We start from the raw sequence: 25,665 nt of genomic DNA on the forward strand, positions 1-25,665 counted from the left end.
ATATAAAAATTATGTCAAATCAAACTTCATTAAATCATCAAGATCTTTCAAAAGTGGATTTTTTTCTATAAATTTTTCAAACATTTTTCTTTTCGTCACCACCTCAATCTTCAGATTTTCAACGTCTCTGACGTATTCTACCTCAATAATATGATTCTGAATTTTTCTTTTAAAATGATTAAAAAATTCTCCACTTATTTTATCAAATTCTACTTTTGCAGAATCTGAAGGGAACAAAACTTTGATTTTATGCTCTTCAGCTTTTACCAGTTTGAAGGTCTTAACTGCATTAAATACAAAATTATTTTTTACCTGAAGCTGTTTAAGCATAATTTTCCATTCCACCTGCAGATCTGTATCTGTAAAATGGTTCTGAGGAAGATTATCAGTTTTTACCACAACATCTTCTGTTGTTTCTACGTTATCTTCTTTATTCAAAAAGGAACTGATGCTGAAACCGGAAGAGATTCCCGGTCTTGACAATGGCTTGGTGGTTTTTGTTACTGAAACTTCCTGAACTGCCTGGGAAGCAGCAGGTTGTTGTCCTGTTTTAATTTCTTTCTTCTCCTGGGCCTTTTCCGGCATCTTCACCTCCTGTTTCTCACTGAGAAACGGAGCCAGTATCAGGAACTTTTTTTTTTAGTATCACCTAAATTAGCTGTCAGTGAAGCCAGCTGCATTAAAGCAATTTCAACCGTAAGTCTTGGGTTTTTGGAATTCTTATAATTAATATCTGCATGGTTACAGATCTCAATGCCATCAATAAGCTGCTGGGCGGCCCATTTCTGTCCTTGCTCTACAAATTTAGCCTTTGTTTTCTCTCCTACTTCAATGAGTTCCATGGTGGAAGTATTCTGTGCCATCATCAAATCTCTGAAATGATTTCCTAATCCGGCAATGAAAATATGGGGATCAAAACCTTTTTTCACAATCTCATTGAACGCAAAAAGCACTTCAGGAATTTTGTTTTCCTTCGCAAGATCCACAATGTTCAGATATTGATCATAATCCAGAATGTTGAGTACTTCTGCGGCTTTTGCCAGTGTAATATTTTTCTGGGAGAAGGTAGAAAGTCTGTCGAAGATAGAAAGTGCATCTCTTAATGCGCCATCTGCTTTCTGAGCAATCAGATACAGCGCGTCATCTTCATACTGAATATTTTCTTTTTGGGCAATATCTTTCAGATGATTCTGGATGTCTTCAATGGTAATTCTCTTGAAGTCATAAATCTGACAACGGGATAAAATTGTTGGAATAATTTTATGTTTCTCCGTTGTAGCCAAAATAAAAATAGCATGAGCAGGCGGCTCTTCCAGCGTTTTCAGGAAAGCATTGAAAGCGGCAGAAGACAGCATATGAACCTCATCAATGATATATACTTTGTATTTACCAACCTGAGGTGCAAAACGTACCTGATCTATAAGTTCTCTGATATCATCTACAGAGTTATTGGATGCTGCATCCAGTTCATAGATATTGTAAGCAAAGCCATCTTCTGAAACCGAGCCATCTTTCTCATTGATCTTTCTTGCCAGAATTCTGGCACAGGTAGTTTTACCCACACCACGAGGACCGCAAAAAAGTAATGCCTGAGCTAATTGACTTTCTTCAATTGCATGTTCTAAAGTATCCGTAATATGGGATTGCCCTACAACCGTATCAAACTCCTGAGGACGATATTTTCTTGCAGATACTATAAAATTTTCCATTGGCCAAAAGTAAGAAATATAGTTTTAATTTGAAAATTAAAAGTTTTCAAATTATTAACAAAAACGTATTTCTGCTCAAATCGGAAAACTTTTAATTTCTATTTCTTTTTGCTGTATGCAAAGTCGATCAACTCAACAATAGCGGCTTCAACCTCTTTTCTTCCTTCTTCAGTTTTCAGATCAATACCACAAAACTTATTGGCGTTGTATCCTGTATAAAGGTTGAGATAGTAAGCTCCAGACACAATCAAAGCCATAATTGCTCTGTGTCTTGTTGCTACTCCTTCACCAAAGTAAGGATCTGAGATGTTTCCAAATAAAACCTCTCCTACTTCTTCACGTTGTTCAACCAATTTCTTAAGAATAGGCTTACTTTCCGAAAGCTCCCAAAGGATGATCTTCTGAAGTTCTTTATTTTTCTTCAGGTTTTCGAACTGGTTCAATACAACCATTTTAGTAAGTTCGTGCCCACCGTCCGAGAAATCCATATCAACATCCTGGTTGACCTGGCTCCAGTAATCCTGAGATTTGATATATTCATCGATCAGTTTATCAGTACTTCCAAAGTACTCATAGATCAATTTTTTATCAAATCCGGCAACGGCAGCTATCTTGCTTACTTTTAATCCGGAATATCCTTTTACTCTTAAAATTTTACCAACTGCAGCAAGCAGTTTCTGCTTTGTTTTTTCTTTGTCCCTAATGGGGCCCTGCACTACTTTTCTAGGCATAATTATTATTTTTTCGCAATATGCAATTTTTTATTAATATCATCAAACGCATTAAGCGTTTTGTCGAGATGTTCTTTTTCGTGTCTTGCCGTTACACTCATCCTGATACGTGCGTCTTTTCTTGGTACAGCCGGATAAAGAATCGGGTTGGTATAGATTCCCATTTCTATTAGTAGTTTTCCTACATCTCCTGTTACATAAGGATCTCCAATTTTTACGGGAACGATCGCGGAGCAGGTAACTCCTGTATCTAATCCTAAATCATCCAGTCCTTTTTTGAAATAATTGATGTTATCCCAGAGTTTTTCTCTCCAGATAGGTTCTTCGTCAATTAAATCAATGGCTTTAACAATTCCTGCGGATGATGGTGGAGCTGTGGCTGAGAAGATCTGCTGGCGTGAATGGAATCTTATAAAGGCAGCTATTTTTTTATCTGCAATGACATAACCTCCCAGATTTCCAAATGTTTTGCTGAATGTACCTGTGATGATGTCTACTTTATCCAATAACCCAGCCTGCTCCAAAGTACCTCTTCCGGTTTCTCCAAGGATGCCGACACCATGTACGTCGTCTACCATTAGAAAGGCATTGTACTTTTTCACAAGGTTATAGATCTCATTAATACGGGAAGTATCACCATCTTGGGAATACACTCCGTCCACAATAACGAGTTTCGTACGGTACAGATTTTCAGATACCTTCAAAATGTGTTCCAAAGATTCCAAATTATTGTGCGGAAATGTTTTTTTATTGGTAAAAGCACATCCTTCATGTACACTGGCATGCACTGCCATGTCTAAAATAGCAAGATCTTCTTTCTGCATTAAACACTGTAAACTAGCGCTGTTAGCAGTATATCCGGTAGTAAACACTACGGCTTCATCTTCTGTTCTTTGAAAAAAACTTGAAATTCTTTTTTCTAAAGCATTGTGATAATCAAAGTAGCCACCGATAAGGGGCGTAGCTCCTGTTCCCGTTCCATATTTCTCTATTCCTTCGATAGCAGCCTGCTTTACTTTCGGGTGTTGTGTAAATCCTAAATAATCACTTGATACAAAACTAACAAATTCTCTGTTTTGGTCTGCAATATTTACATTCAGTATTGCATTGGTTCCTGAAGTATTCTTCAGTCTGTAATTCATGTGTCCGTTAGACTTTACAAAGTCTAAATATTCATAAAAAATTTCAGCTCTTTGAGCCATATCATTATCTGGTATATTCTCAAAGTCTTTAATAGTTGCTGTTGTGAAATTGATGCTCATCCTTAATCTTGTTTGTTGTGGTTTAAAAGAAACAAATATATAACTATTTAAAAGGCTTAAGTGCCTCTGTTAAGATTAAATATTATTAAAGACACAATATTTTTATCTTATTATCTGGAAACCAAAGTATTTAAATATACATCTATCTTTTTTAACGTTTTCTGCTTTTGAATTAATTAGTTTTTTCTTACCTAAATTTAATAAAAAAATCAAACAATAAAGAAATATTAATACATAAATAATAAAAAATTGTAATTATTTTTCACAAACGACTCATTTATAAAAGATTATTTTTTTATTATTTTAACATTTTAATTCACTAAACAGCCTTTAAAACACATCAATCTGAACGTTCAAATCCCTACTCTGAGACAAAAACCAGCGCAAATCTCTTGCAACAACAATATTAAACAAAAAAAGTAGTCAATTTAAACTTTTTTGGAATTTCTGAAATTTCCGGGAGTAAAGCCAGTCATTTTTTTGAAAAATTTTGAAAAATTGGAAGGATCATAAGTAAAAATACGGGCAATTTCTGCCACAGACTGATCGGATCCCACGAGCATTTTCTTGATCTGATCAATAATTTTTTCATCATAAAAGGAGCAAGGGTGCTGTCCGGTTTCTTTTTTAACGGTATCGGTAAGGTGCTTATGGGATATAGCGAGCTCTCTGGCGATCTCATTCAGTTCCATAAATTCAGGATCAGCACCGGAAATAACCTCCTGAATATGCTTATCTAAAAAAGTAAAATACTGGCGGGTAATTTCTTCGCTTCTTTTCATCGTGTATGTTTCTTGCTAATGTGTATTCAAGATATAAATTTAATCATTAAGATACAAAATAACAAGGTAAGCTTTTCGGATATTTCAAACTGGATATTTAAGAAAAACTATCTTTAAAAGCTTGTGTAGAATTTTTTACTTTTAACTTTTCCAGGATATTCTGACGGTGTCTGTTGACCGTATTGACGCTTATAGAAAGAAGACCTGCAATTTCTTTGCTTGCATATCCCTCTCCAATCCATTTTAAAACCTCCAATTCTCTGAGGCTTAAAATATTTTTATAATCAAGTTTATCTTTTACAACTACTTCCCCTTTTATCATATTAACAATCATAAAATCAGGAACACCAGATGAAGTCAATGCAATATTATAAAGACAAAGAGCCAGCCTAAGCCTGCCGTTATCGGGCGAATAAACATAAAACATACGGTGCTTCACCCATCTGTAGTCTTCATTTTTATCTTTCATTCTTATTTTTGAAACCACACTATATGCCGTACGTTCTTTTAATTCCATGGTATCCAGCAATTTGAAAAAACGGAGTTCATGGATGTATTTTTTCAGGCGGTCATCAGGATGTATCTTTTTCAGCATTTCTTCTTCCCAGATAGAGTCTATTTCCGTAGGGTTTTCATCCATCTTTAGCCCAAGTTCGTCTGCTGCCGCAGATTTATAAATAAAACTTTTATTCTCCTGCATATCGCTCAGCACAGATATTGCACCTTCCATCTGAGAGTATGCTAATGCTCTCTGTTTATAGATCTCTAGATCAAGTTGGCATTTTTTCGAAGCGTTATCCAGTAATTGATCACTAAGTTGTTCACGGATTTCCATAATGGTTATTTATCAGTATTGACGCAAATGAAGTTTAATAATACTTTTGCTAAAATAATAATTTACCCTTAGAACTTATCCCAAAGAGAATGAAGAAACTGATTTTCGGCTTTTGCATCTTATTCCTGATTCAAAAGTTTTCCGCCCAGAGTCTTGAGAAAATGACATGGTTTAATGAACCTGAAAAATGGAAAATCAAAAATAATAGCCTTTCTGTGTTTGTAACACCACAGAGCGATTACTGGAGGGTTTCACATTATGGATTTACGGTAGATGATGCCCCTTTTTACTACACAACATATGGCGGTGAATTTGAGGCAAAAGTAAAAATAACCGGCAGCTATAAAGCAAGATTTGACCAGATGGGGCTTATGCTGAGAACAGATCAGGAACATTATATCAAAGCCGGAGTAGAATTCGTAGATGGCAAATACAATCTCAGCACTGTGGTCACCCATAATAAAAGTGACTGGAGTGTCATTACATTAGAAAAAACGCCCCCAGCTATATGGATCAAAGCAGTGAGAAGACTGGATGCTGTTGAGATATTTTATTCTTTTGATGATAAAAATTATATCATGATGCGAAATGCGCCTCTTCAGGATAACATTCCTGTAATGGTTGGGTTAATGGCAGCCTGTCCGGACGGAGAAGGATTCACTGCGGTTTTTGAAAACTTCAGAGTAAAACATCTGCCGGATCAGCGCAGACTCAAGTGGCTTGAAACCCACCAATAACGATTGAATTACACTTCAATATACAGTCAATTTTATTCACCTCCCATCATTTCCGGGAGGTTTTTTTTGATTTAAAAAGGATTCTGAATGTTTAAAAATAAAAAAGAGACTGTTTACTTTTAGTACAGTCTCTTTTGTTTTTGAGATAAAAACCGTTTGTGTTCTTAGAATCATTATTTTGACAATAAAGCTTCTTAATTGTTGTGAGAATATTTTTGCAAAAATATGAATATCCATAAGCCCTGACAAAGTTATCATGTAGAATAAACCATCTTTTTTTTGTCGAAGTTTTACTACAAAATCAATTAAACAAAACTTTAACCATTAATTTAAAAACTAATAAAATTATTCAAGCACGAAAATATTTCTCATTTATAAAATTCTAAAACAATTCAGAAATCCAGCACAATACAGAGATCTACAAAAGATGATTTAAAATGAATGTGATATAAATTTATCACTTATTATTGAAATATGATAATTTGTCAAAAAAAATTGAATGGCCTATTGTCTGCAATACATGATAAAACTTATAGAAAACAAAATATGCAATACTAATTTATCGCCATAATTTCACTATTTTTACACGATCAAAAAATATAAAACACAAAAGACCAGAAAACTTCAATGATAAAAATTTATTTTCAATCGTTCCTGCCCTTTAAAAAAACTTTGACTTGTACAAATACTATTATTAACCGTCTATTGCATTAGCAGCAGATATAGATCAGTTTTGCACATATATGAGAGTTTGGGCATTAATTTTTGCTTGTATCTATCTAAACATTTCCGGGCAGCACTATACATCTACGTGGTATAACATAGATAACGGGCTTCCCCAAAGCAGTGCAAAGGCCATTGTCAAAGACAAATATGGCTTCATCTGGATTTCTACTGAAAACGGGCTGGTACGGTATGACGGGAGCTCTTTTATTACCTTTAATAATTTCAGGGTAAATAATCTTCATTTTGGTGAGTTTATAGGAGATCCCTGCCTTGACAGCATCACCGTTCTTAATAATTTCCAGGAAAATAAAATCATTATCAGAAACAGGTTTCCAAAGTTGGCAAGCCTTACTAAGGGTGATAAAATGACCTATTCTAACGGTACAGATATCCTGCATCGCATTGCCAATAATATCATTACATCGGATTTCTATAATGACATCCAATATTTTATTCAGCTTAGAAATTCTGTTTATCATTTTACAGAAAAGAATGCCATCATCTATAAGGAAGGAAAAAAGGAAATAAAAATTGCTTTTCCTTTTACCAATAAAGACCTGAACTATATTTTTGTACTGAATAACCACCTGTTCGTCAATGATCTGAAAAAAAGAAAAACCTATTCCATCTACAAAGGGCACCTTTCTGTTTCTGATAAACCTACACTTTTTAATCATCCTGACACTAAAATCTATTGGCAACAGATCACCAATCAGACTTTTATTATCAATCATGACAATATTTACCTTTTAGAAGGAAATGAAAAGGATCTCCGTTTGAAATTTCTTGTCAACTTTGAAGAAATCGGTAATCACTCATATTGCTCCATGTACTATGATGAGAGTTTCAACAAATTGTATCTGGGAACTCTTAATAATGGATTGAATGTGCTGCAACTTTCCAATTTCTATGTTTCAAGGAAAGAGGCCGATTTTTCCAGTAATGTATATTTTGCATCACTTCCTTTCAGTAAAAATACGATTATTGCTGAGGACGGAACAGAATTCGGACGAAATGGGATTGTAAAAAACCATCTATTCGGAAACAATGACAATTATCTGATGATGTATGACCATTCCGGAAATATTCTGATCAGAAAACGAAACACTATTATCAGGTTTTATAAAAATTCGGGATATAAAAAAAAGGATTCCACTTTTGTTAAAAAGGGACTTGAAACATTTATGAAAAGCGGAAGCCTTTACGGCACTACCTTCACAGATCTTTCAGGAACTCAGCTTCATCTTTACAGAAAGGACATATTTAAACAACCGGATTTTACCTATACTTTTAAAAGTTTTGTCAATATTTTTTATCAATACAATGAGAATGAAATTCTGACAGGAAACAGTGACGGACTTTATTCTATCACACTTGGCAGCAATACCATAACTCCGTTAATCAAAAACATACATGTCAAAAGTATTATCAGAACAAAGGACAATCTGATATGGATTACTACAAACAAAAACGGATTCTATCTTTTCAGGAATCACAAGCTTATCAAGATGCCAAACGACGTGAACGATTATCTCCAGTCGGCTCATTATATTCTTGAAGATCAGAAAGGATATTATTGGATTTCTTCGAATAATGGAATGTTTAAAGTCGCTAAGAAACAATTACTGCAGTATGCGGAAGGCAAAAAAACTCCGGTTTTTTACTATCGTTTCACTAAAAAAGACGGTTTTCTGACCAATGAATTTAATGGAAGTTCAGAACCTAATGCTTACGCTCTTGAAAATGGAGATTTTGTGTTTCCTTCCATGGATGGTTTTGTATTTTTCAATCCGGAAAATATTCAGACTTATTATCCTGGAAGAAATAAAATTTACATTGAACGGGTAAAAATAGGAAATTCTGAACCTCAGTATTTTCATCAGATCCTTGATTTGAAAAATGATTACAAAACAGCGGATGTCTTTATTGATATTCCTTATTTTTCCAATCCTGAAAACCTTTATATAGAGGCAAAAATATCAGGAAAAGAAAATACCGAATGGGAAAAGATTGCCACAGGAAAAGAATTAAAATACACCATCAGCAACCTTTCTCCCGGAGATTACTCCTTGAGTGTAAGAGTATTGATTTCTGCTGACGGGAAATATGAAGAAAAGACCATACGTTTTAAAATCCAGCCTCTTTTTTATCAGACCTTGCTTTTCAGGGTTTCTGCGTCCATTATTATCCTTATTATCATCATCATTATTGTTCAGTTAACCACTAATTTTCTAAGGATAAAAAATAAAGCTTTAAAACAGATTGTTCATAATAAAAACTCTGAACTGAAGGAAACCTCTCTTCACCTGGAGGTCGTAAAAAACAACCTGCAGAAAGAAACGGAATATCAGAAGAAACTTGTGGAAACTATCAGTCATGACATTACCACTCCGATCAGATTTATTGCCATGCTTTCTCAGAAACTGCATGAATCTGATGATGTAGAACTTCAGAAAAAGTACTTTGACAGTATTTATAAATCTTCTGAACAACTGTATCAGTTTACCCTGAATTTGAAAGAGTACACTGAACTTTATAAGGCTGAAAATATTTTTGAAGAAAAAGAATATCCCATCAACAGAATTCTGGAAATCAAGAATAAATTATTCTGTGAAATTGCAAAAGAAAAAGGGACTACAATTACCAATCTTACTGAAGGTATTATATTTTCTAGGGTAAACGAAAGTATTTTAACTGCTATTATTCATAACATCCTTGATAATGCAGTGAAAAATACCTTTGAAGGAAATATAACCCTTACTATTACCGAAAATCCACAAAAATCCACCATACTCATTACTGATACAGGAACAGGAATGTCTGAAGAACAGATTTCTATTTATATGAACCTGTTCAGAAATCCAAAACTGGAAACACCCAGCTTTAAAGGAAAAGGATTGGGTCTGCATATGGTTATCCATCTGGTAAAAAAGATCAATGCTGAAATGAACTTCAGACAAAACCATCCTAAAGGAACTGTTGTGGAAATAACACTCAAAAAAAACTAATCTTTATGAATGAAAGAATTTTAATCGCTGATGATCATTATGTGGTAAGAGCAGGAACCTCTCTGGTTCTTGAAACTGCTTATCCGGGGCTGAATATAGATTTTGCGGAAAATTATGACCAGGTGAAAAAGAAGTTGGAAAATCAACGGTATGACCTTATTATTTTAGATATTGATATGCCGGGAACTCAGTATAAAAAAATGGTCCCGGAGCTTAAAGATATACAGAATGACCTTAAAATTCTCATATTCTCAGGATATGACAAAGATGTAGCCATCCAATATATCAGAGAAGGAGCTGAAGGCTATCTTAATAAACAAAGCAGTGAAGAAGAAATTAAAAATGCTGTGAAAACTGTAATTGAAAAAGGATATTTCTATCCTGCAGAGCTGATTGGTCTTATTATTCAAAACAAAAGAAATAATCCCGTAGAAAAGTTATCATCCAGGGAATACGAAATCTTCAAACTTCTGGCGGATGGCAATGGTAATCTGGAAATTGCTAACAAGCTCAATATTCAGATGTCTACAGTAAGCACTTATAAAAAAAGGATTTTTCAAAAGCTTACTGTCGGAAATATTGCAGAACTGATCAAAGTCTATGAAATGATGCATTAAGAAAACGGGGCCGGAACTTCATAGTATTCCAGCCCCAGAAAAAACACAAATCTCATTAGATTTTTAAACAGCTAACCCATTGATTTTGTATAATTTTATAGAATCATTGTATTTTTAGAATCTTCAGGCGACTAATTAATACAGTCTCTGTACAGAGAGAAACAACTCCCTTGTGTTATCCGAAGTATTGGAATCTGTGGTTGTAGCATCACTGCTTCCTGTTGTAGATTTATTATCTACGCGAAATGCATAATACACTCGGTACCATCTTGGTTCGGGTTCTTGTATCGTAATATCAAATGTTACGGTCTCATTATGGGTCTGAGTAAGATAAACACCATCATCAAACTGTCTGTAAGCTCCTGGTGATAATTTAATATTTCCGTTGTCAGAATCACCGGTATGGGTAGACATTTCTGAAACCCATATTTTCACATCTGAAGTTCCTACATTATAAAGTCTCGGATTAAAAGTGGTAGCTGCTCCGGTTCCTGCTGAACTGCTGTTAAATTGTGCATCAAGTCTTAAGAAACCTCCTAAAACAGGAAGGTCTGTAAGATAGGTACTTGCTAATGTGGTCGCTCCGGAAGTACCTGCAGGGATGCTTCCATGATAGTAGATTAAATCTCCGATCGTAATGTCATCATCTTTTCCTCCGAAAGCAAATTTCCAGGTGGTTCCGTTGAACATATAGTAACCGGCTTTATCTACTTTGGCCGTTTTTACTGAAGGGGCAGTTACTGCTTGAGTGACATAGACCAAAGCTCCTGTTTGAGCCGCTAAATAGACATCGTCTTTAGCTCTTAACTGGTCTCCTGTCATTCTGGGAGCCATTACACCATCAGGCACGGTAGCCACGTCCGGTTTTCCTTCTACATGTAATGTTACTTTAGGGGAATCTGTATTAATACCTACCTGGGAATATGCGGCTAGTGAAAAACACATCATTATGCTGGCAAGAGGTAATTTTATTTTTTTCATTTTAGTATATTTGTTTAAAAATTATTTGATTTATTTAAGAATAGAATAAATCATTTAGGGTCAATTGATAGATCATCAATCAGCCTTTGTTGAGCTAGCTGATGCAAAGTTATCTGCATTGATAAATCAAATTCATAAGGAATCAATGAAAAACCGGAAACAGCTCACAAAACACAAATAATTAATAATCAACAGATTAAACCAGTCATTTTCTAATATCTGACTGTTATGAGAAGATATTGAAATGATTTAAAATTACCTCCTACCACAAATGACCGCCGACAAAGACATAAAAATTGAACAGTACAAAAGACAGCTGGTTTATTATTACAACATTCTGATGTCTGTCATTCTTGCGATATTTGGGTTGATATTTACCTTTGTCATTCCTGATAAAATAATGGCATGGTATCTTTTTGGAGGACTTTTTTTATTGGATTATACTTATCTGATTGTTCGTAAAACCTATTCCGTCAATGTAATGGTACATTCTTATATCATTATTGCGACACTTTACAATTTCTATATTATGCTTGCTTTCTGGAACAATTCCATAGCAAGTTTTGTCTGGCTTATCCCCATTCCGCTGGCCGCTTATGTTTTCTTTCAAAGGAAGTATGTATATATTTACAGTTTATTTGCTTTGCTGAATATAATTGCAGGCTACCTTATTTCCAAAACCTTCAGCTTTAAATTCCCTGTACACAGACCTGAGGATGTGAGAATTACAGATACAATCCTTATGGTTTCCAACGTAGCTGTCATAGCACTCCTGCTCTATTTTAAGGATAAAATAAAACGAGTTGAAATTTACCATGAAATTGAGGAGAAGGCTCAGAGTACAATAATACAGTCTGTTTCAACACCTGAGAAGGCTCCTTTTGCTGATGAACTGTTTGAAAAAATTGAATCTGTGATGACAGAAAAACATTTGTATAAAGATGTTAACTTCAATATATCAAAGCTTTCTACAGAAATGGAAATCAACAGCAGTTATATCTCAAAGTCCATTCGTGCAAAAGGATATCCCAACTTCAATAATTATCTGAATATGCACAGAATTGCATGTGTAAAAAGGCTGCTTAATGAAAATGATATTGAAAAAGTGACCCTTATGTATATTTACACTGAGGCAGGATTCTCTAATCAGTCTACCTTCAACAGGGTTTTCAAACAGATGGAGAATATTACTCCTTCAGAATACATCAACAGTCTGCAGCTTCATTGATTTGTTTCACCAATATATATTATTGAGATAATGATTTTTAAATTCGGAAAATAATCAGGAAATTTACAGCACTTAATTTTTCCATCAAACCACTGCATTTTAATTGCAAAAAAATCATGAATTCATCTGAAAAAGCACTTCAGGGAAGCTCACGTTTCCGATATATAAAACTTTGTATTTTCTTTTCAGGACTCTCGGTTTTTGCACAGCTTTATCTTTTCCAGCCGATGCTGCCAATGGCTGCACAACAGTTCGGAGTATCTGTAGGTGATACTTCTCTGCTGGTATCATCATCCACAATAGGTATGGCATTGGGATTACTGTTTTTTGCTTTTAAAGCGGACAGCTATTCCAGAAAAAATCTCATGGTTTTTTCATTGATTTCATCTGCTGTACTTACTATTATCTCAACCTGGATTCCAAGTTTAAGCCTCCTGATTGCTATCGGAGTATTGAAAGGATTTGTTGTTTCGGGCGTCTCAGCAGTTGCCCTTGCCTATCTTACAGAAGAAGTAGATGCTCTGGCAGTACCTGCAGCCATCAGTATGTATCTCAGCGGAAATACAATCGGAGGAATGAGCGGAAGGATAATGGCAACTCTTTTTGCAGGGGAATTCGGATGGCGTAATGCTGTTCTTCTGATTGGCATAGAAAGTTTCATTCTCGGTGCCGTATTCTGGAAACTGTTTCCGGAATCAAAGTTTTTTAATCCTCAGAAAACAGACTACCATCTTAAGGTAAAACAGATGAAGTTTTTTCTTACCAACCCGTATATGCTCCGTTTATATTGTACTGCAGCATTATTAATGGGCGTTTTCGTAAGTGTTTATAATTACCTGACATTCAGACTAGAGGCCAAACCATTTTCATTAAGCCACTTTATCATTGCCTTTATCTTTTTGATGTATATTTTTGGAGTTTTCGGAACGATGATCGTAGGCCGCCTTTCAAGAAGGTTTCCCATGAATAATATTCTTAAAGCATCCATCCTGTCTATGATTATCGGAGCTGCTTTATTGCTGTCTGAAAACATTTATATCCTTATTTTCGGACTTGGGCTTTTCACCCTTTCATTCTTCGCAGCCCATACTATGGCAAGCCAGATGACCGCTTTGTATGCCAAACGTGGGAAATCTTCAGCCACTTCTATTTACTGGCTGTTTTATTATTTTGGCTCAAGTATTCTGGGAAGTGGTACCGGTTATCTGCTTCATGCCTATTCCTGGAATGTTTTCATAGGAGTTCTTATCATATCCGTTATTATAGCTCTTCTTCTGACAACTTTTAATACCACTCCAAAAGCAAGAGTAAAAAACTAATACCACATACATACCACATTCTATATTTCATGATAGCGTGACAAACCCTTTATAGACGTACTATTTTAACATATCATTAATTTTTTATAGCAAAAATTTAACCTAATCTTCACCAAAACAAGGCTTAACAATACAATGCCGGGCATACTATTTGCTGTTTATCTGAGACCATATCATCAACTAAAATTCAAAATATTATGAACGTAGCAGATCTAAAAATCAAGAACTTGGTCGAGTACAAAAATCAGATTTATACGATCACTGAGATCTTCCATAATGTTGAACAGGCTTATTTTGTTAAAATTGAAAATGATATTCAAAGTATTTCAGTTCCGGCAGCCTCCATCAAACCTATTAAGATCACTGAAGAATGGCTTGAAAAGCTTGGATTCTCAAGAACGTACAGTTCTGAACAGAGTATCCGATATGAAAGGCCGGAATCCTTTATAAAATACGATATAGACCTGAGCTCCAGAAAAATACTGGAAGGGCTGAAAATATACGGGAACGCCATAAAATGTAAATACATCCATGAGTTTCAGAATATTTTCTCAAGCTTATTCGGAAAGGAAACTGTTTTACATTATGGTTATTTGAAAACAGAATCGTAGTTAAATAGTTCTTAGTTGAGGAAGACCACAATTTAGCCCGTAAATTGTGGTCTTCTTATGTATAATCGTTTTATCTCAATCCTGGTAATTTCTGTAAATTTGCATCTGTACGACATACTTACAAAATCTAACGATGAATGCAGATCCAATTCTTTTACAGCTGATAGAACATTTTAAAGAAATAGTTACTTTAGAAGATCAGGATATTGACCGTATTACTTCCAAATTGGAAATCATTCAGCTTAAAAAGAAAGATTTTCTGCTTCGCGAAGGACAGATTTCAAGACACATGAGATTCATTGCAAAGGGAAGCCTGTTTGCTTATCATATTGACGAAAAAGGAAAAGAAAATACCACTCAGCTTGGCATTGAAAACTGGTGGGTGAATGATCTTTACAGCTATCTGAGTGAGTTACCTTCAAGAATGTTTATTCAGGCTAATGAAGATACCACCATCATCCAGATCAGTAAAAGCAATCTGGAATTACTGTACAAAGAAGTTCCGGCTATCTCAGAATTCTGGCGTCTGAAAATGCAGTCTGCCTATGTTACTTTACAGGAAAGAACTTTTGAGCACTCTCGCGTTGATGCCTACACCAAATACAGAACATTTGTCACTACTTACCGTAATATCGAGCAGCGTTTCCCTCAATACATGATCGCTTCCTACCTTGGAATAACGGTAGAATATCTGAGTTATCTGAGAAAAAAACACCTGTCTGATGTTTCTTAAGATTTCTTAAGTTTATTCCCCTCCAGCCCGAATAATTTTGCTCTCAGAAATTTAAAGAGTGAAATATGAAGGCAAAAATTATCGCTATAACAGCTCTGGCATCAGCTTCCTTGAACCTGAATGCACAGAAACTTTCCTATACCCCGGATCTTGTTTTAGGACATCGTTCCTATACTTATATGCATAATGTCAATTTTCAACTGAATGACCGGTTGAAATTGAACAATCTCACCTTATTTGATACAGAATATACCAAAGACAAAGAGAATATATTCTTCATCAGAAATACCCTATCCTATTCTCTTACCAAAAGATTGAGTGCCAATGCTGCATTTGGAATGAAAAACCCGGGAGCATTTTTCAGTGCTTACCTGCAGTATAAGATTATCCAACCCTCCTATTCTCTCTCCTATTCTATAGGAACTACGTATCAGAAAGGGTTTTCTCTGGAACAATCTATATCATTTGAGTACACTCCTTATCTGACAGAAAATTTCAAAGGATATTTCAGTGTACTCGCTATTGGGAATATTGATGACAGCGGATATCCCAGAGGTTTGCAGTTTATCAGACTAGGAGTAAAACAGGATAAAATGATGTACGGACTGGCTTCCAATTTCGACCAGTTTAATAATGGAAAAAAGACCCTGGAAAATATCGGGGCATTTGTAAAATATAACTTTTAAATAATGATAAGAAATGAAAAAGAACATTGATTTAGGACTACTTATTACCAGAGTAGCAATCGGGTTTCCCATGTCTGTTTATGGAATCAGTAAGTTGATTAACGGAATTGGGTTTATTCAAGACATGATGATCATGCATGGCTTACCATCATTCTTTGCCTATGGTGTGTTTGCCGGAGAAATTATAGCTCCTGTACTGCTAATCATAGGATTCAGGGCTCGTCTTGCAGGATTGATCTTTGCTGCCAATTGCTTCACGGCTACCATACTGGCACAAACAGCCAATATTTTCAAGCTTAATGAATTTGGAGGCTGGGCTTTGGAACTGCTTGTGATTTATATGCTTGTAAGTCTAAGTTTTTTCTTTACTGGTGCTGGAAAATATGCAGTTTCAACCCAAAATAAATGGGATTAAAATTCCCCCACAAAAACTTTCTATTCATTGATAAATCAGAATCTCAGGATTCTGGTTTATTTTTTACCAAATGACAATAAAAACAGGCATTAGACACCGGTTTCATTCCGTATTTTTACAGTAACCTTAATCGTTAGTCATGAAAGAAGTAATCGTGTATCAAATTGATTCCTTTACCAAAGAAAAATTCAAAGGAAATCCTGCCGGAGTTGTATTAAATGCAGAAAATATGACCTCTGAAGAAATGCAGCTTATCGCCAGAGAACTGAACAATTCTGAAACCGCATTTGTTTTTACATCTGATTCTCAAGAAGAAAACTTTGATTATAACGTTCGCTATTTCACTCCTACCACGGAAGTTCCATCCTGCGGGCATGCTACCATTGCAGCACTGTATGCAAAAGCTCAGGAAGAGCAATTGGATTCCTGTACCATTAGAATTAAAACACAAATCGGAATATTACCGATTTATATTGAAAGAAAAAACAATGATTATCTCATCACGATGACACAGGGAAGTTTTGAATTGAGTCCTGTTTTTGATGTTCAAGCCACTCAAAAAATTGTGCAGGCTTTGGGATTTACCATAGATGATCTTGATGAAAAATGTCCGGTACAGATTGCTTCAACAGGCCATTCAAAAGTAATGATCGGCATCAAAAGCAATATAACTTTAAATCAACTGACACCTGATCTTTCAGCTTTAGCAAAGCTTAGCAAAGAAATCGGATGTAACGGATATTTTGTATTTACTTTCGATACAGATGAAAAAGATATTTTAACCAATGGAAGAATGTTTGCTCCAGCCATCGGTATTTCTGAAGATCCGGTGACTGGAAATGCCAACGGTCCTCTGGGAGGTTATCTTATTCAAAACAAAATCAAAGAAGCTGCTGATGGTATTTTTGAATTCACTGGAAAGCAAGGTGAAGCTATCAACAGGATTGGTAAAGTAAAAGTAAAGGTCAGTATCAAAGACAATCAACCTGATATCATACATATCACCGGAAGTGCAGTATGTGTTTTCAGAACAACTATGAATCTGCAATAATACCGATATTAAGAGAAAAATGTCCCTATTGAAGACCATTGATCGTCATTAAAGGTAAAATAAAAATTGGGCAGACCCTTTTCATATACCATGACAAATCCGAAGGAAATTACTCCACATTTATTCAGAACCGAATACAGCAAAATCGTTGCGGTGCTTTGCAAAACATTTGATATAAAACATATCGAAATTGCGGAAGATATTGCCAGCGAAACTTTTCTGAAAGCTTCAGAATATTGGGCTGTAAACGGAATTCCTGATAATCCTGCAGCGTGGCTTTACACAGTGGCCAAGAATAAAACAAAAGATTATTTCAAACACCTTTCCGTGGTTGAAAAAAACAAACAGGAAGATATAAAAACAACTGAAATGGAGTTTCCAGCAATAGACTTTGATACCAAAAACATCTCCGACAGTCAGCTGGAAATGATTTTTGCGATCTGCACCCCAGTCAATTCTCAGGAAACCCAAATATCTCTGGCATTGCAGATTCTCTGCGGTTTCAGCATAGAGGAAATTGCCAATGCTTTTCTCTCCAAAAAAGAAACCATAAAAAAACGATTACAGCGGGGGCGACAAGCTCTCAGAACGCATCATTTTACCATAGATTCTTTGAGCGAAAAGGATATTTATCAGCGTTTGGAAACCGTACTGACTACTTTATATTTGCTGTTTAATGAAGGGTATTTTTCCAGAACTAATAATCTTTTAATCCGGAAAAACCTTTGTCTGGAAGCGATAAGACTTACTCTGATTCTTACTGACAACCCCTTTACCAACACCCCTAAAACCAATGCTTTGCTCGCTTTGATGTGTTTTCAGAGTTCAAGGCTGGAAGCGAGAATCAATGATGAAGGAGAAGCTACTCTTTTTGATGAACAGGATGAATCATTGTGGGATCAAGCTTTGATTGAAAAAGGTAACTATTATCTGATAGAAGCCTGCCAAACTCACAGCAATGAAGTTTCAAAATACCATCTTGAAGCAGGAATTGCGTATTGGCATACTACATCTGCCAGCCAAGATAAATGGCAGCATATTTTAACCCTTTACAATCAGCTTATCATTATTGAATATTCTCCTGTTACTGCTTTAAACAGAGCTTTTGCTTTTTCCAAAGTCTATGGAAATGAGAAAGCACTTGCTGAAGCAGAAAAACTCAATCTCATCAGCAACGGGTATTATCATGGTTTACTCGGATATTTATATTCTGAACTTCATATTGATAAGGCGATTCATCATTATGAAGAAGCGATTCGTCTGACCCAATCAAAACAGGAAAAGCAGACTTTGCGGAAACATATTCATCTTTTACAACATCCAAACTAAAATATAAATAAACCGCCTTCCGATCAATAACCGGAAGGCGGTTTTAATTATTGATCGTCTACCGTATTGAGAAAAAAATCTTCTTTTCCTATAAGGTATGTATTAATCAATGCATGCCTGTTGATCTCGATCCGGTCACCGTTGGTAATTTTATATTTCTTCAGCAACGGTTTTTGATTAAAATAAACTGCATCAGAATCAAGCAGGAAGTTCAATTTATAGGATGAAAGACCTAAACAGGTTCTGAGTACTGTTGAAACTCTCATATTAAAATTAAAAAGAGACTGTATTTGAAACGAAACTACCTCGCTCTCCATATGGATAAGATCTTCTACCGGAAGATTGGGATACAGAATTTCATACTCTACACTTTCCCAGTCGGCCTCTACATTATTTTTTCTTCTTATTTCCTGTGAAAAGGCATATTGCCAGGCAATTTCCGTATTGTTTTCTGAAAATTTGTTGAATATTTCTTTACTGATAGATTCTGTTCTGATTCTTGAAAATACCGTCATATTATAGGTGTTGTTACATTTTACACATCGATAAATCAGCCATATATCAATATTCTTTTTCTGCGCATTCAGTCTGAATTTATCGCTGCATTGAAATCTGTCGCTGCTACATTGATTGCATTTCTTTTTGAGTAAGGGAGTATTTTTCGCTTTTACCTCCCAGATATGTTGGGTATTCATTACTTATAATCGTGCTTAATATTCTTTGTTGGATTTTTTCCATAGTATTCACGCATTACAAGGGTTACATATATCCGGATTATAGCTCAAAGATTATTTCTTAAGCCATGGTCTTGCTGTATATTTCAGTTTTGATCAATACTCAAAGCAAAAACAGCAGATAAAGTCACCTTTAATAGGTAATACGATAAAATAATATGATGAAATAAAAACCTGTTCGGGTAGAATTACCCAAACGAAAGAACGATCAGCCTGTGGTTACTGAGACTGATACTAAGCGAAAATAAGTTTAAGAGTGGTTCTCAAAACGAGTTATTTACTTGGTTATGATAAAAATAGTCAATTTTATTGAAGAACAGAGCATTTTCACAGATAAATTCAAAAAAAACAAAATGCACAAGTTATAAAATGAACCACACAACAAAGAAAAATTGGGCTATACAACAAACCTATCCTTTCCGTTTCTGCCGAACTTTGTGGTATTAAAATCATCAAAATGAGACAGATTAATAAAATTTACATCAACGGCGAATTTGTTACGCCAAAAGGAACAGAGACTTTTGATCTTATCAATCCGGTTACCAATCAAAAAACAGGAGAAGTGCTTCTGGGAAATGAAGAAGATACAAGAATAGCTATTGCAGCTGCAAAAAAAGCTTTTAAAACATTTTCAAAAACAACAAAAGAAGAACGAATCAGCCTACTTAGAAAACTACACGCAGCCGTAAGCAAAAGAGAAGATGAACTGGTTTCTGCTATGGTGAATGAATATGGCGGAACATTACAATTCTGCAGAATGAGTGTTCAAAATGCAATCTCTGCCTTTACAGCCACCATCAACACCTTAGAATCTTATGATTTTGAAAGAACGGCAGGACATTCTAAAGTACGTTTTGAATCCTTAGGTGTAGTTGGAATTATCACTCCATGGAATGCCAGCAACAGCTTCATCTGTAATAAACTGGCTACTGCCATTGCTGCAGGATGTACAGCCGTCATCAAACCTAGTGAAATGAGTGCTGCACAAACCCAATTGCTTACTGAATGTTTTCATGAAGCAGGGTTACCTGAAGGAGTATTCAATATTGTCAACGGGTTAGGAAATGTAGTCGGAAATGAAATTACACAGCATCGTGATATCGCTAAAATATCTTTCACCGGATCTACATTAACGGGAAAGTCAATTGCTAAAGGAGCTGTAGACACCATGAAAAGAGTAACCTTAGAACTTGGAGGAAAGTCTCCTAATATTATCCTGGAAGATGCCGATCTTGAGAAAGCAATTCCTATGGCAGTTTTCGGGGCTTATATGAACAATGGACAGGCATGCATTGCTCCTACCCGCCTTCTTGTTCCGAGAAACAAACTGGAGGAAGTAAATGAACTTGCTAAAAAAGCTGCAGGACAGGTAAAAGTAGGAAATCCTAACGAAGAAGATACTCTTGTAGGTCCGATGGTAAGTGCCAAACAATTTGAAAGAGTACAAAGTTATATCCGTCTGGGACAGGAAGAAGGTGCTGTTCTCCTTGCAGGTGGTGAAGGTAAACCGGAAGGTCTTGAAAATGGTAATTTCGTGAAAGCGACCATCTTTACCAATGTTCGTAATGATATGCGTATTGCGCAAGAGGAAATTTTCGGGCCTGTACTGTCTATTATTCCTTATACCAATGAAGAGGAAGCTATTGCTATTGCCAATGACACCACATATGGTCTGGCAGCTTATATCAGTTCTGCCGATCAGGAACATGCAGAACGTGTAGCTGCACAGATTGATGCCGGAAGAATCTGCATTAATGGGTTTGCCCATGATCCTTATGCTCCTTTCGGTGGTTTCAAACAAAGTGGTATCGGGCGTGAGTTTGGTGTATTCGGATTGGAAGCTTATCTGGAACCCAAAGCAATTCTGGTTTAATATGATATTCTTCACAGCAAAATATTCTTATGATTGTTTTGCTGTGAAGATTCTATCATCCTAAAAAGTTTTGTAAGTTTGAATAAGAATCTATCAAGAAATACCTATCTGAGCCATGAGCGAAAATAATATTCCTTTTCCCATCAATTATTCCTGTCACTTTTCAGAATTCAGGGAAGGAGAACAATTTGCACGGATTCACAGTCTGGGTCTTGTTCTTTCGGGGGAAATGGAACTGAATGACGGAATCACAAAAACGATATTCAAGGAAGGAGAACTCTATTCTGCAAGGAAAAACAGTTTACTGAAATTCGCAAAATATCCTCCTAAAAATGGAGAAATCAGAACCATATCCATCTATTTTGATGATGCCATGCTTCATGATTTCAGCCGCGAGTATGGATATCAGGCCGAAAAGAAAGACAATGTTCCTGCCTATATAAAACCGGAACAAAAGGCATTACATTCATTTATGTACTCATTATTGCCTTATGAAGATCTTCCTGCCTCTGAGGAAATTCTTCGGCTTAAACAAAAAGAAGCTCTCCTCTTGCTGCTGAATTATGATCCGGGTCTTAAGGATGTTTTATTTGACTTTTCTGAACCATATAAGATAGATATTGAAACTTTTATGAACAAAAACTTTCATTTCAATGTCAATGTAGAGCGTTTTGCTTACTTAACGGGGAGAAGTCTGTCTGCGTTCAAAAGAGATTTTCAAAAAATATTCGGAGTTCCGCCAAGACAGTGGCTGCAGCTTCGTAGATTAAAGGAAGCCCATTTTCTGCTTACTCAAAAAGGAAGATCCGTTTCTGATATTTATCTTGATCTTGGGTTTGAAAATCTATCCCATTTCTCGTTTGCATTTAAAAAACAGTTCGGCTATCCGCCAAGCGCATTACAGGCAAAATAACTTAGATCTCCTCTAAAAAGAAATACCTGAAAGCAAGAATCACCAGAATAACGACTGCTATTGTAATAATTTTCATCTTCATATCACTCTTAAGATTTTCAGGAGCATAACGCAGTGTTTTTTCATCAAGATAAAAGTCTTTGTATACTTCAGGGTTAATTTTCAAATCTGGGCGAAACACATGTACACCTTTCAGAAAATGCCCGATAAGATCATATCGGTTTTTAAGCGGAATCACATCCAGATTGACCAGTTTCTTCTGAGGGTTTCTGTTTTCATCTTTTTCATGAACATACAGATTCTTTCTGAAATCGCTGTACTTTCCGGAAGCGCGGGATTCTGAAAATATATCTTTTGTATAAGGATTATCACTCTTTACCAAATCATAATATTTGATTGCTGACAGCACTTCATCATTCCTGTTGAGGAACAGAATTCCCTGATGATTGATGAGCAGACCACTGATTTTTTCATCCTGATTCCTCATCATTTCATACACCAGCCAACCCGCCAGTGAACCTGCAATAAGAAACAGTAATAAAAAGATCATATCAGAAGCGGTGTCTGTAGAAGGGTCGGATAAAGCATCAATAAAAAATCTCAGTAAAACAACAGCAATGGCAGCAAAAAGAATGACAATACTCCATCTCAGCCTGGCGATGTATGTAGGATTATAAGTTTCCGATCTCATTTCAGGAAATGCTTCTTTCATGGTTTTAATGTATAGTGTATTAGTTTGACCAGCTTTTAACATCTATTTAAAAGATAGTGTATCAAAATTTGCCGAGCTGCAAAAATAGAATATAAAAATGAATAGAATATTATAGAATATTCATTATTTTAACCTTTAGAAATAACAGATCGTGCCATGAAAATCATGACACGATCTGAATTATTGAATCTAATTATTTTAAAAATTTTCTACATTGCATATTCTACTGAAGCTTCTTTAGCAGCGGCCACCATTGCGATTAATGCTTTTTCTGTTTCTTCCCAATGTCTGGTCTTCAGTCCGCAATCAGGATTTACCCAAAGTTGGTTGGCAGGAATGACATTCTGAGCCTTTCTCAGCAGTTCAATCATTTCTTCTTTTGAAGGAACTCTTGGTGAGTGAATATCGTACACTCCAGGACCAATTTCATTCGGATATTTGAAATCTGCAAAAGCGTTCAGCAGCTCCATCTGAGAGCGTGAGCATTCTATGGTAATCACGTCAGCATCCATATCGGCAATGTTTTCAATAATATCATTGAACTCAGAATAACACATATGAGTATGAATTTGAGTGGCATCTTCTACCCCACTTGCTGAAATTCTGAACGCTTCAACGGCCCATTTCAGGTAATTCTGCCAGTCAGTTTTTCTTAATGGAAGTCCTTCTCTGATTGCAGGTTCATCAATCTGAATAATTCTGATTCCTGCTTTTTCCAGATCCACCACTTCATCACGGATTGCCAAAGCAATCTGCTTACATGTTTCTGAACGAGGCTGATCATCACGTACAAAAGACCACTGTAAAATCGTAACCGGACCTGTCAACATACCTTTTACCCATTTTTCAGTCTGAGATTGTGCATATTCAGACCAATACACGGTCATTGGAGTCGGGCGGGAAACATCACCGAAGATCACAGGAGGTTTTACACAACGGCTTCCGTAGCTTTGTACCCAACCGTTTTTAGTAAATACAAATCCTTCCAACTGTTCTCCGAAGTATTCCACCATGTCGTTACGCTCAAATTCTCCGTGAACCAATACATCAATTCCGATGTCTTCCTGCCAGCGGATTGTTCTCTGCGTTTCTTCTTTCAACAAGGTATCATATTGTTCTGCGGTAAGCTCTCCTTTTTTGAATTTTGCTCTCCAGCTTCTTACTTCTGTGGTTTGCGGGAATGACCCGATGGTGGTGGTTGGAAATAAAGGAAGCTGCAATACTTCCTGCTGTTCTTCTTTACGGATCTTGAAGGTATTTATTCTCTGAGCATCTTTTTCAGTAACTGCATTCGCTCTTTGTTTTACCTGATCATTATGGATAAGAGAAGAAGTTCTTCTGCTTTCAATTGCTTTTTTATTTTCTTCGAAAGTTTCAAGAATCTGTTCATTTTCCGTTCCGGATGCCAATTCTTTAAGGGTTACTACTTCTGTCACTTTTTGTTTAGCAAAAGCCAGCCAGTTTTTAATTTCAGGATTAAGATTGGTTTCAAAATCAAGGTCACAAGGTGAATGAAGCAATGAACATGATGGTGCAATGAAAATTCTTTCAGAGCCTAATTTTTCAACAGCTTTTCTGATGAATGACAATGATTTCTCATAATCATTTTTCCAGATATTTCTACCGTCGATTACTCCTAATGAAAGGCTTAAACTTTCAGGAATAACATTCAGAATCTCATCCAGTTGTTCAGGATTTCTCACCAGATCAACATGCAATGTATTCACAGGAAGGGAAACAGCAAGTGACGCATTATCTTTTAATCCGTCAAAATACGTAGCTACAATAAATTTCAGTTTCGGGAAACGTTTTCTGATTTCGGCATACACAGAAAGATACGTTTCTTTGGCTTTTTCTGTTAAATCCAATGCAAGAAAAGGTTCATCAAACTGAATCCATTCTGCTCCCTGATCCTGAAGTTTAGTTAAAATCTCTGTATAAACAGTAAGAAGATTTCCAGCCAGATCCAATTTATCGAAGCCTTCTTCTTTTTCTTTTCCTAATAACAGATAAGAAACCAGTCCGATAATCACCGGTTTTGCATTGATTCCAGCTTGTTTTGCTCCTGCAAATTCATTGAAAATTTTATCTGAGCTCAGTTTAAACTGTTGATTTTTATAAAATTCCGGAACGATATAGTGATAGTTGGTATCGAACCATTTGGTCATTTCCATTGCGGTAATGTCCAATCCGTCTTTCTGATATCCTCTTGCCATCGCAAAATAAAGATCCAACTCAGTATTGTTCTTTTTAAGCACTACTTCATGATAACGTGTTGGAATTGCTCCTACTACAAGGCTCATATCCAATACCTGGTCATAGTATGAAAAATCATTACACGGAATAAGGTCTATCCCTGCTTCTTTCTGGATATTCCAGTTTTGGTTACAGATCGTTCTTCCGGTATTCAGAAGTTCTTCCAAAAGGATTTTACCTGACCAATACTGCTCGCAGGCTTTTTTAAGTTCTCTTTTGCTACCAATACGCGGATAGCCAAGGATGTGAGTTTGCATTTTTTTAAACTTTTTAATTAAACTTATTGGGAAAGTTCTTTAAAAGGCTTCGTGATGTTTTAGCAGAAGAAGATTCAGGAAAGTCATGACATAGCAGACAGTGTAATTTCCTTTAAAAAAGAAAATACTCAAATCCGATATATCATCTGTATGACCCCAA

The 25,665-nt window shown here is 35.8% G+C and carries 23 protein-coding genes; 13 read left to right on the forward strand and 10 right to left on the reverse strand.

Annotation, left to right across the window (positions count from 1 at the left end; translation table 11 throughout):
- Window positions 1–9 precede the first annotated feature (9 nt).
- The 6 genes from REB14_RS20120 to REB14_RS20145 all read right to left on the reverse strand — a co-directional run bounded on the left by REB14_RS20120 (window position 10) and on the right by REB14_RS20145 (window position 5,319).
- On the reverse strand, window positions 10–585 hold the full coding sequence (locus REB14_RS20120) for a hypothetical protein (protein WP_309523091.1): 576 nt from the start codon (window positions 583–585) through the stop codon (window positions 10–12).
- A gap of 38 nt (window positions 586–623) precedes the next feature.
- Entirely contained in the window at window positions 624–1,709 is a 1,086-nt protein-coding gene (gene dnaX / locus REB14_RS20125; RefSeq protein WP_309523092.1) for a DNA polymerase III subunit gamma/tau, read from the reverse strand.
- Between the two features lie 98 nt (window positions 1,710–1,807).
- The gene (locus REB14_RS20130) at window positions 1,808–2,440 is read right to left on the reverse strand and encodes a TetR/AcrR family transcriptional regulator (RefSeq protein WP_034698548.1); all 633 of its coding nucleotides are present in this window, start codon (window positions 2,438–2,440) and stop codon (window positions 1,808–1,810) included.
- Between the two features lie 5 nt (window positions 2,441–2,445).
- A complete protein-coding gene (locus tag REB14_RS20135; RefSeq protein WP_079241381.1) occupies window positions 2,446–3,702 on the reverse strand; it encodes an aminotransferase class I/II-fold pyridoxal phosphate-dependent enzyme in 1,257 nt (418 codons plus the stop codon).
- 428 nt (window positions 3,703–4,130) lie between these two features.
- Window positions 4,131–4,484, reverse strand: coding sequence for a helix-turn-helix domain-containing protein (locus tag REB14_RS20140; protein WP_309523093.1), 354 nt, complete (start codon window positions 4,482–4,484; stop codon window positions 4,131–4,133).
- Window positions 4,485–4,581: 97 nt separating this feature from the next.
- Window positions 4,582–5,319 (reverse strand): LuxR C-terminal-related transcriptional regulator, encoded by a 738-nt coding sequence (locus REB14_RS20145; protein WP_079241379.1) that lies wholly within the window; start codon window positions 5,317–5,319, stop codon window positions 4,582–4,584.
- An 89-nt stretch (window positions 5,320–5,408) separates the two neighbouring features.
- On the opposite strand from REB14_RS20145, the gene REB14_RS20150 reads away from it, so the two are divergent.
- The 3 genes from REB14_RS20150 to REB14_RS20160 all read left to right on the forward strand — a co-directional run bounded on the left by REB14_RS20150 (window position 5,409) and on the right by REB14_RS20160 (window position 10,407).
- The gene (locus REB14_RS20150; RefSeq protein WP_309523094.1) at window positions 5,409–6,056 is read left to right on the forward strand and encodes a DUF1349 domain-containing protein; all 648 of its coding nucleotides are present in this window, start codon (window positions 5,409–5,411) and stop codon (window positions 6,054–6,056) included.
- 743 nt (window positions 6,057–6,799) lie between these two features.
- Window positions 6,800–9,790 carry a sensor histidine kinase gene (locus tag REB14_RS20155; RefSeq protein WP_309523095.1) on the forward strand — a complete coding sequence of 997 codons (2,991 nt, stop codon included), beginning with the start codon at window positions 6,800–6,802 and terminating at the stop codon, window positions 9,788–9,790.
- 5 nt (window positions 9,791–9,795) lie between these two features.
- Complete coding sequence (locus tag REB14_RS20160) at window positions 9,796–10,407, forward strand: response regulator (RefSeq protein WP_309523096.1); 612 nt, start codon at window positions 9,796–9,798, stop codon at window positions 10,405–10,407.
- Between the two features lie 135 nt (window positions 10,408–10,542).
- Here the strand turns inward: REB14_RS20160 and REB14_RS20165 are convergent, their stop codons facing one another.
- Window positions 10,543–11,388 carry a hypothetical protein gene (locus tag REB14_RS20165; RefSeq protein WP_309523097.1) on the reverse strand — a complete coding sequence of 282 codons (846 nt, stop codon included), beginning with the start codon at window positions 11,386–11,388 and terminating at the stop codon, window positions 10,543–10,545.
- Between the two features lie 271 nt (window positions 11,389–11,659).
- Here REB14_RS20165 and REB14_RS20170 point away from each other — a divergent pair, with 271 nt between their 5' ends.
- The 8 genes from REB14_RS20170 to REB14_RS20205 all read left to right on the forward strand — a co-directional run bounded on the left by REB14_RS20170 (window position 11,660) and on the right by REB14_RS20205 (window position 18,760).
- Entirely contained in the window at window positions 11,660–12,616 is a 957-nt protein-coding gene (locus REB14_RS20170; protein WP_309523098.1) for a helix-turn-helix domain-containing protein, read from the forward strand.
- Window positions 12,617–12,732: 116 nt separating this feature from the next.
- Window positions 12,733–13,935 carry an MFS transporter gene (locus REB14_RS20175; protein WP_309523099.1) on the forward strand — a complete coding sequence of 401 codons (1,203 nt, stop codon included), beginning with the start codon at window positions 12,733–12,735 and terminating at the stop codon, window positions 13,933–13,935.
- A 197-nt stretch (window positions 13,936–14,132) separates the two neighbouring features.
- The gene (locus tag REB14_RS20180) at window positions 14,133–14,546 is read left to right on the forward strand and encodes a hypothetical protein (RefSeq protein ID WP_309523100.1); all 414 of its coding nucleotides are present in this window, start codon (window positions 14,133–14,135) and stop codon (window positions 14,544–14,546) included.
- Window positions 14,547–14,679: 133 nt separating this feature from the next.
- Complete coding sequence (locus REB14_RS20185; RefSeq protein ID WP_309523101.1) at window positions 14,680–15,279, forward strand: Crp/Fnr family transcriptional regulator; 600 nt, start codon at window positions 14,680–14,682, stop codon at window positions 15,277–15,279.
- A 65-nt stretch (window positions 15,280–15,344) separates the two neighbouring features.
- Window positions 15,345–15,965 (forward strand): hypothetical protein, encoded by a 621-nt coding sequence (locus tag REB14_RS20190; RefSeq protein WP_079241369.1) that lies wholly within the window; start codon window positions 15,345–15,347, stop codon window positions 15,963–15,965.
- 13 nt (window positions 15,966–15,978) lie between these two features.
- Complete coding sequence (locus REB14_RS20195) at window positions 15,979–16,380, forward strand: DoxX family protein (RefSeq protein ID WP_079241368.1); 402 nt, start codon at window positions 15,979–15,981, stop codon at window positions 16,378–16,380.
- Window positions 16,381–16,519: 139 nt separating this feature from the next.
- On the forward strand, window positions 16,520–17,431 hold the full coding sequence (locus tag REB14_RS20200) for a PhzF family isomerase (protein WP_309523102.1): 912 nt from the start codon (window positions 16,520–16,522) through the stop codon (window positions 17,429–17,431).
- A gap of 90 nt (window positions 17,432–17,521) precedes the next feature.
- On the forward strand, window positions 17,522–18,760 hold the full coding sequence (locus REB14_RS20205; RefSeq protein ID WP_309523103.1) for an RNA polymerase sigma factor: 1,239 nt from the start codon (window positions 17,522–17,524) through the stop codon (window positions 18,758–18,760).
- Window positions 18,761–18,807: 47 nt separating this feature from the next.
- On the opposite strand, the gene REB14_RS20210 is transcribed toward REB14_RS20205, so the two are convergent.
- Entirely contained in the window at window positions 18,808–19,455 is a 648-nt protein-coding gene (locus tag REB14_RS20210) for a DUF1062 domain-containing protein (RefSeq protein WP_079241365.1), read from the reverse strand.
- A gap of 496 nt (window positions 19,456–19,951) precedes the next feature.
- Between REB14_RS20210 and REB14_RS20215 the strand changes: the two genes are divergently transcribed.
- Together REB14_RS20215 and REB14_RS20220 are read left to right on the forward strand one after the other, a co-directional pair.
- Entirely contained in the window at window positions 19,952–21,367 is a 1,416-nt protein-coding gene (locus REB14_RS20215) for an aldehyde dehydrogenase family protein (protein ID WP_309523104.1), read from the forward strand.
- A 115-nt stretch (window positions 21,368–21,482) separates the two neighbouring features.
- Complete coding sequence (locus tag REB14_RS20220) at window positions 21,483–22,280, forward strand: helix-turn-helix domain-containing protein (RefSeq protein ID WP_079241363.1); 798 nt, start codon at window positions 21,483–21,485, stop codon at window positions 22,278–22,280.
- A 1-nt stretch (window position 22,281) separates the two neighbouring features.
- Here REB14_RS20220 and REB14_RS20225 read toward each other — a convergent pair whose 3' ends face one another.
- Both REB14_RS20225 and metE read right to left on the reverse strand, forming a co-directional pair.
- Window positions 22,282–22,992, reverse strand: coding sequence for a hypothetical protein (locus tag REB14_RS20225; protein WP_309523105.1), 711 nt, complete (start codon window positions 22,990–22,992; stop codon window positions 22,282–22,284).
- 209 nt (window positions 22,993–23,201) lie between these two features.
- Complete coding sequence (metE, locus tag REB14_RS20230) at window positions 23,202–25,505, reverse strand: 5-methyltetrahydropteroyltriglutamate--homocysteine S-methyltransferase (RefSeq protein WP_309523106.1); 2,304 nt, start codon at window positions 25,503–25,505, stop codon at window positions 23,202–23,204.
- Window positions 25,506–25,665: the final 160 nt, after the last annotated feature.

The organism is Chryseobacterium metallicongregator (genome assembly GCF_031324065.1).
GTDB lineage: Bacteria > Bacteroidota > Bacteroidia > Flavobacteriales > Weeksellaceae > Chryseobacterium > Chryseobacterium metallicongregator.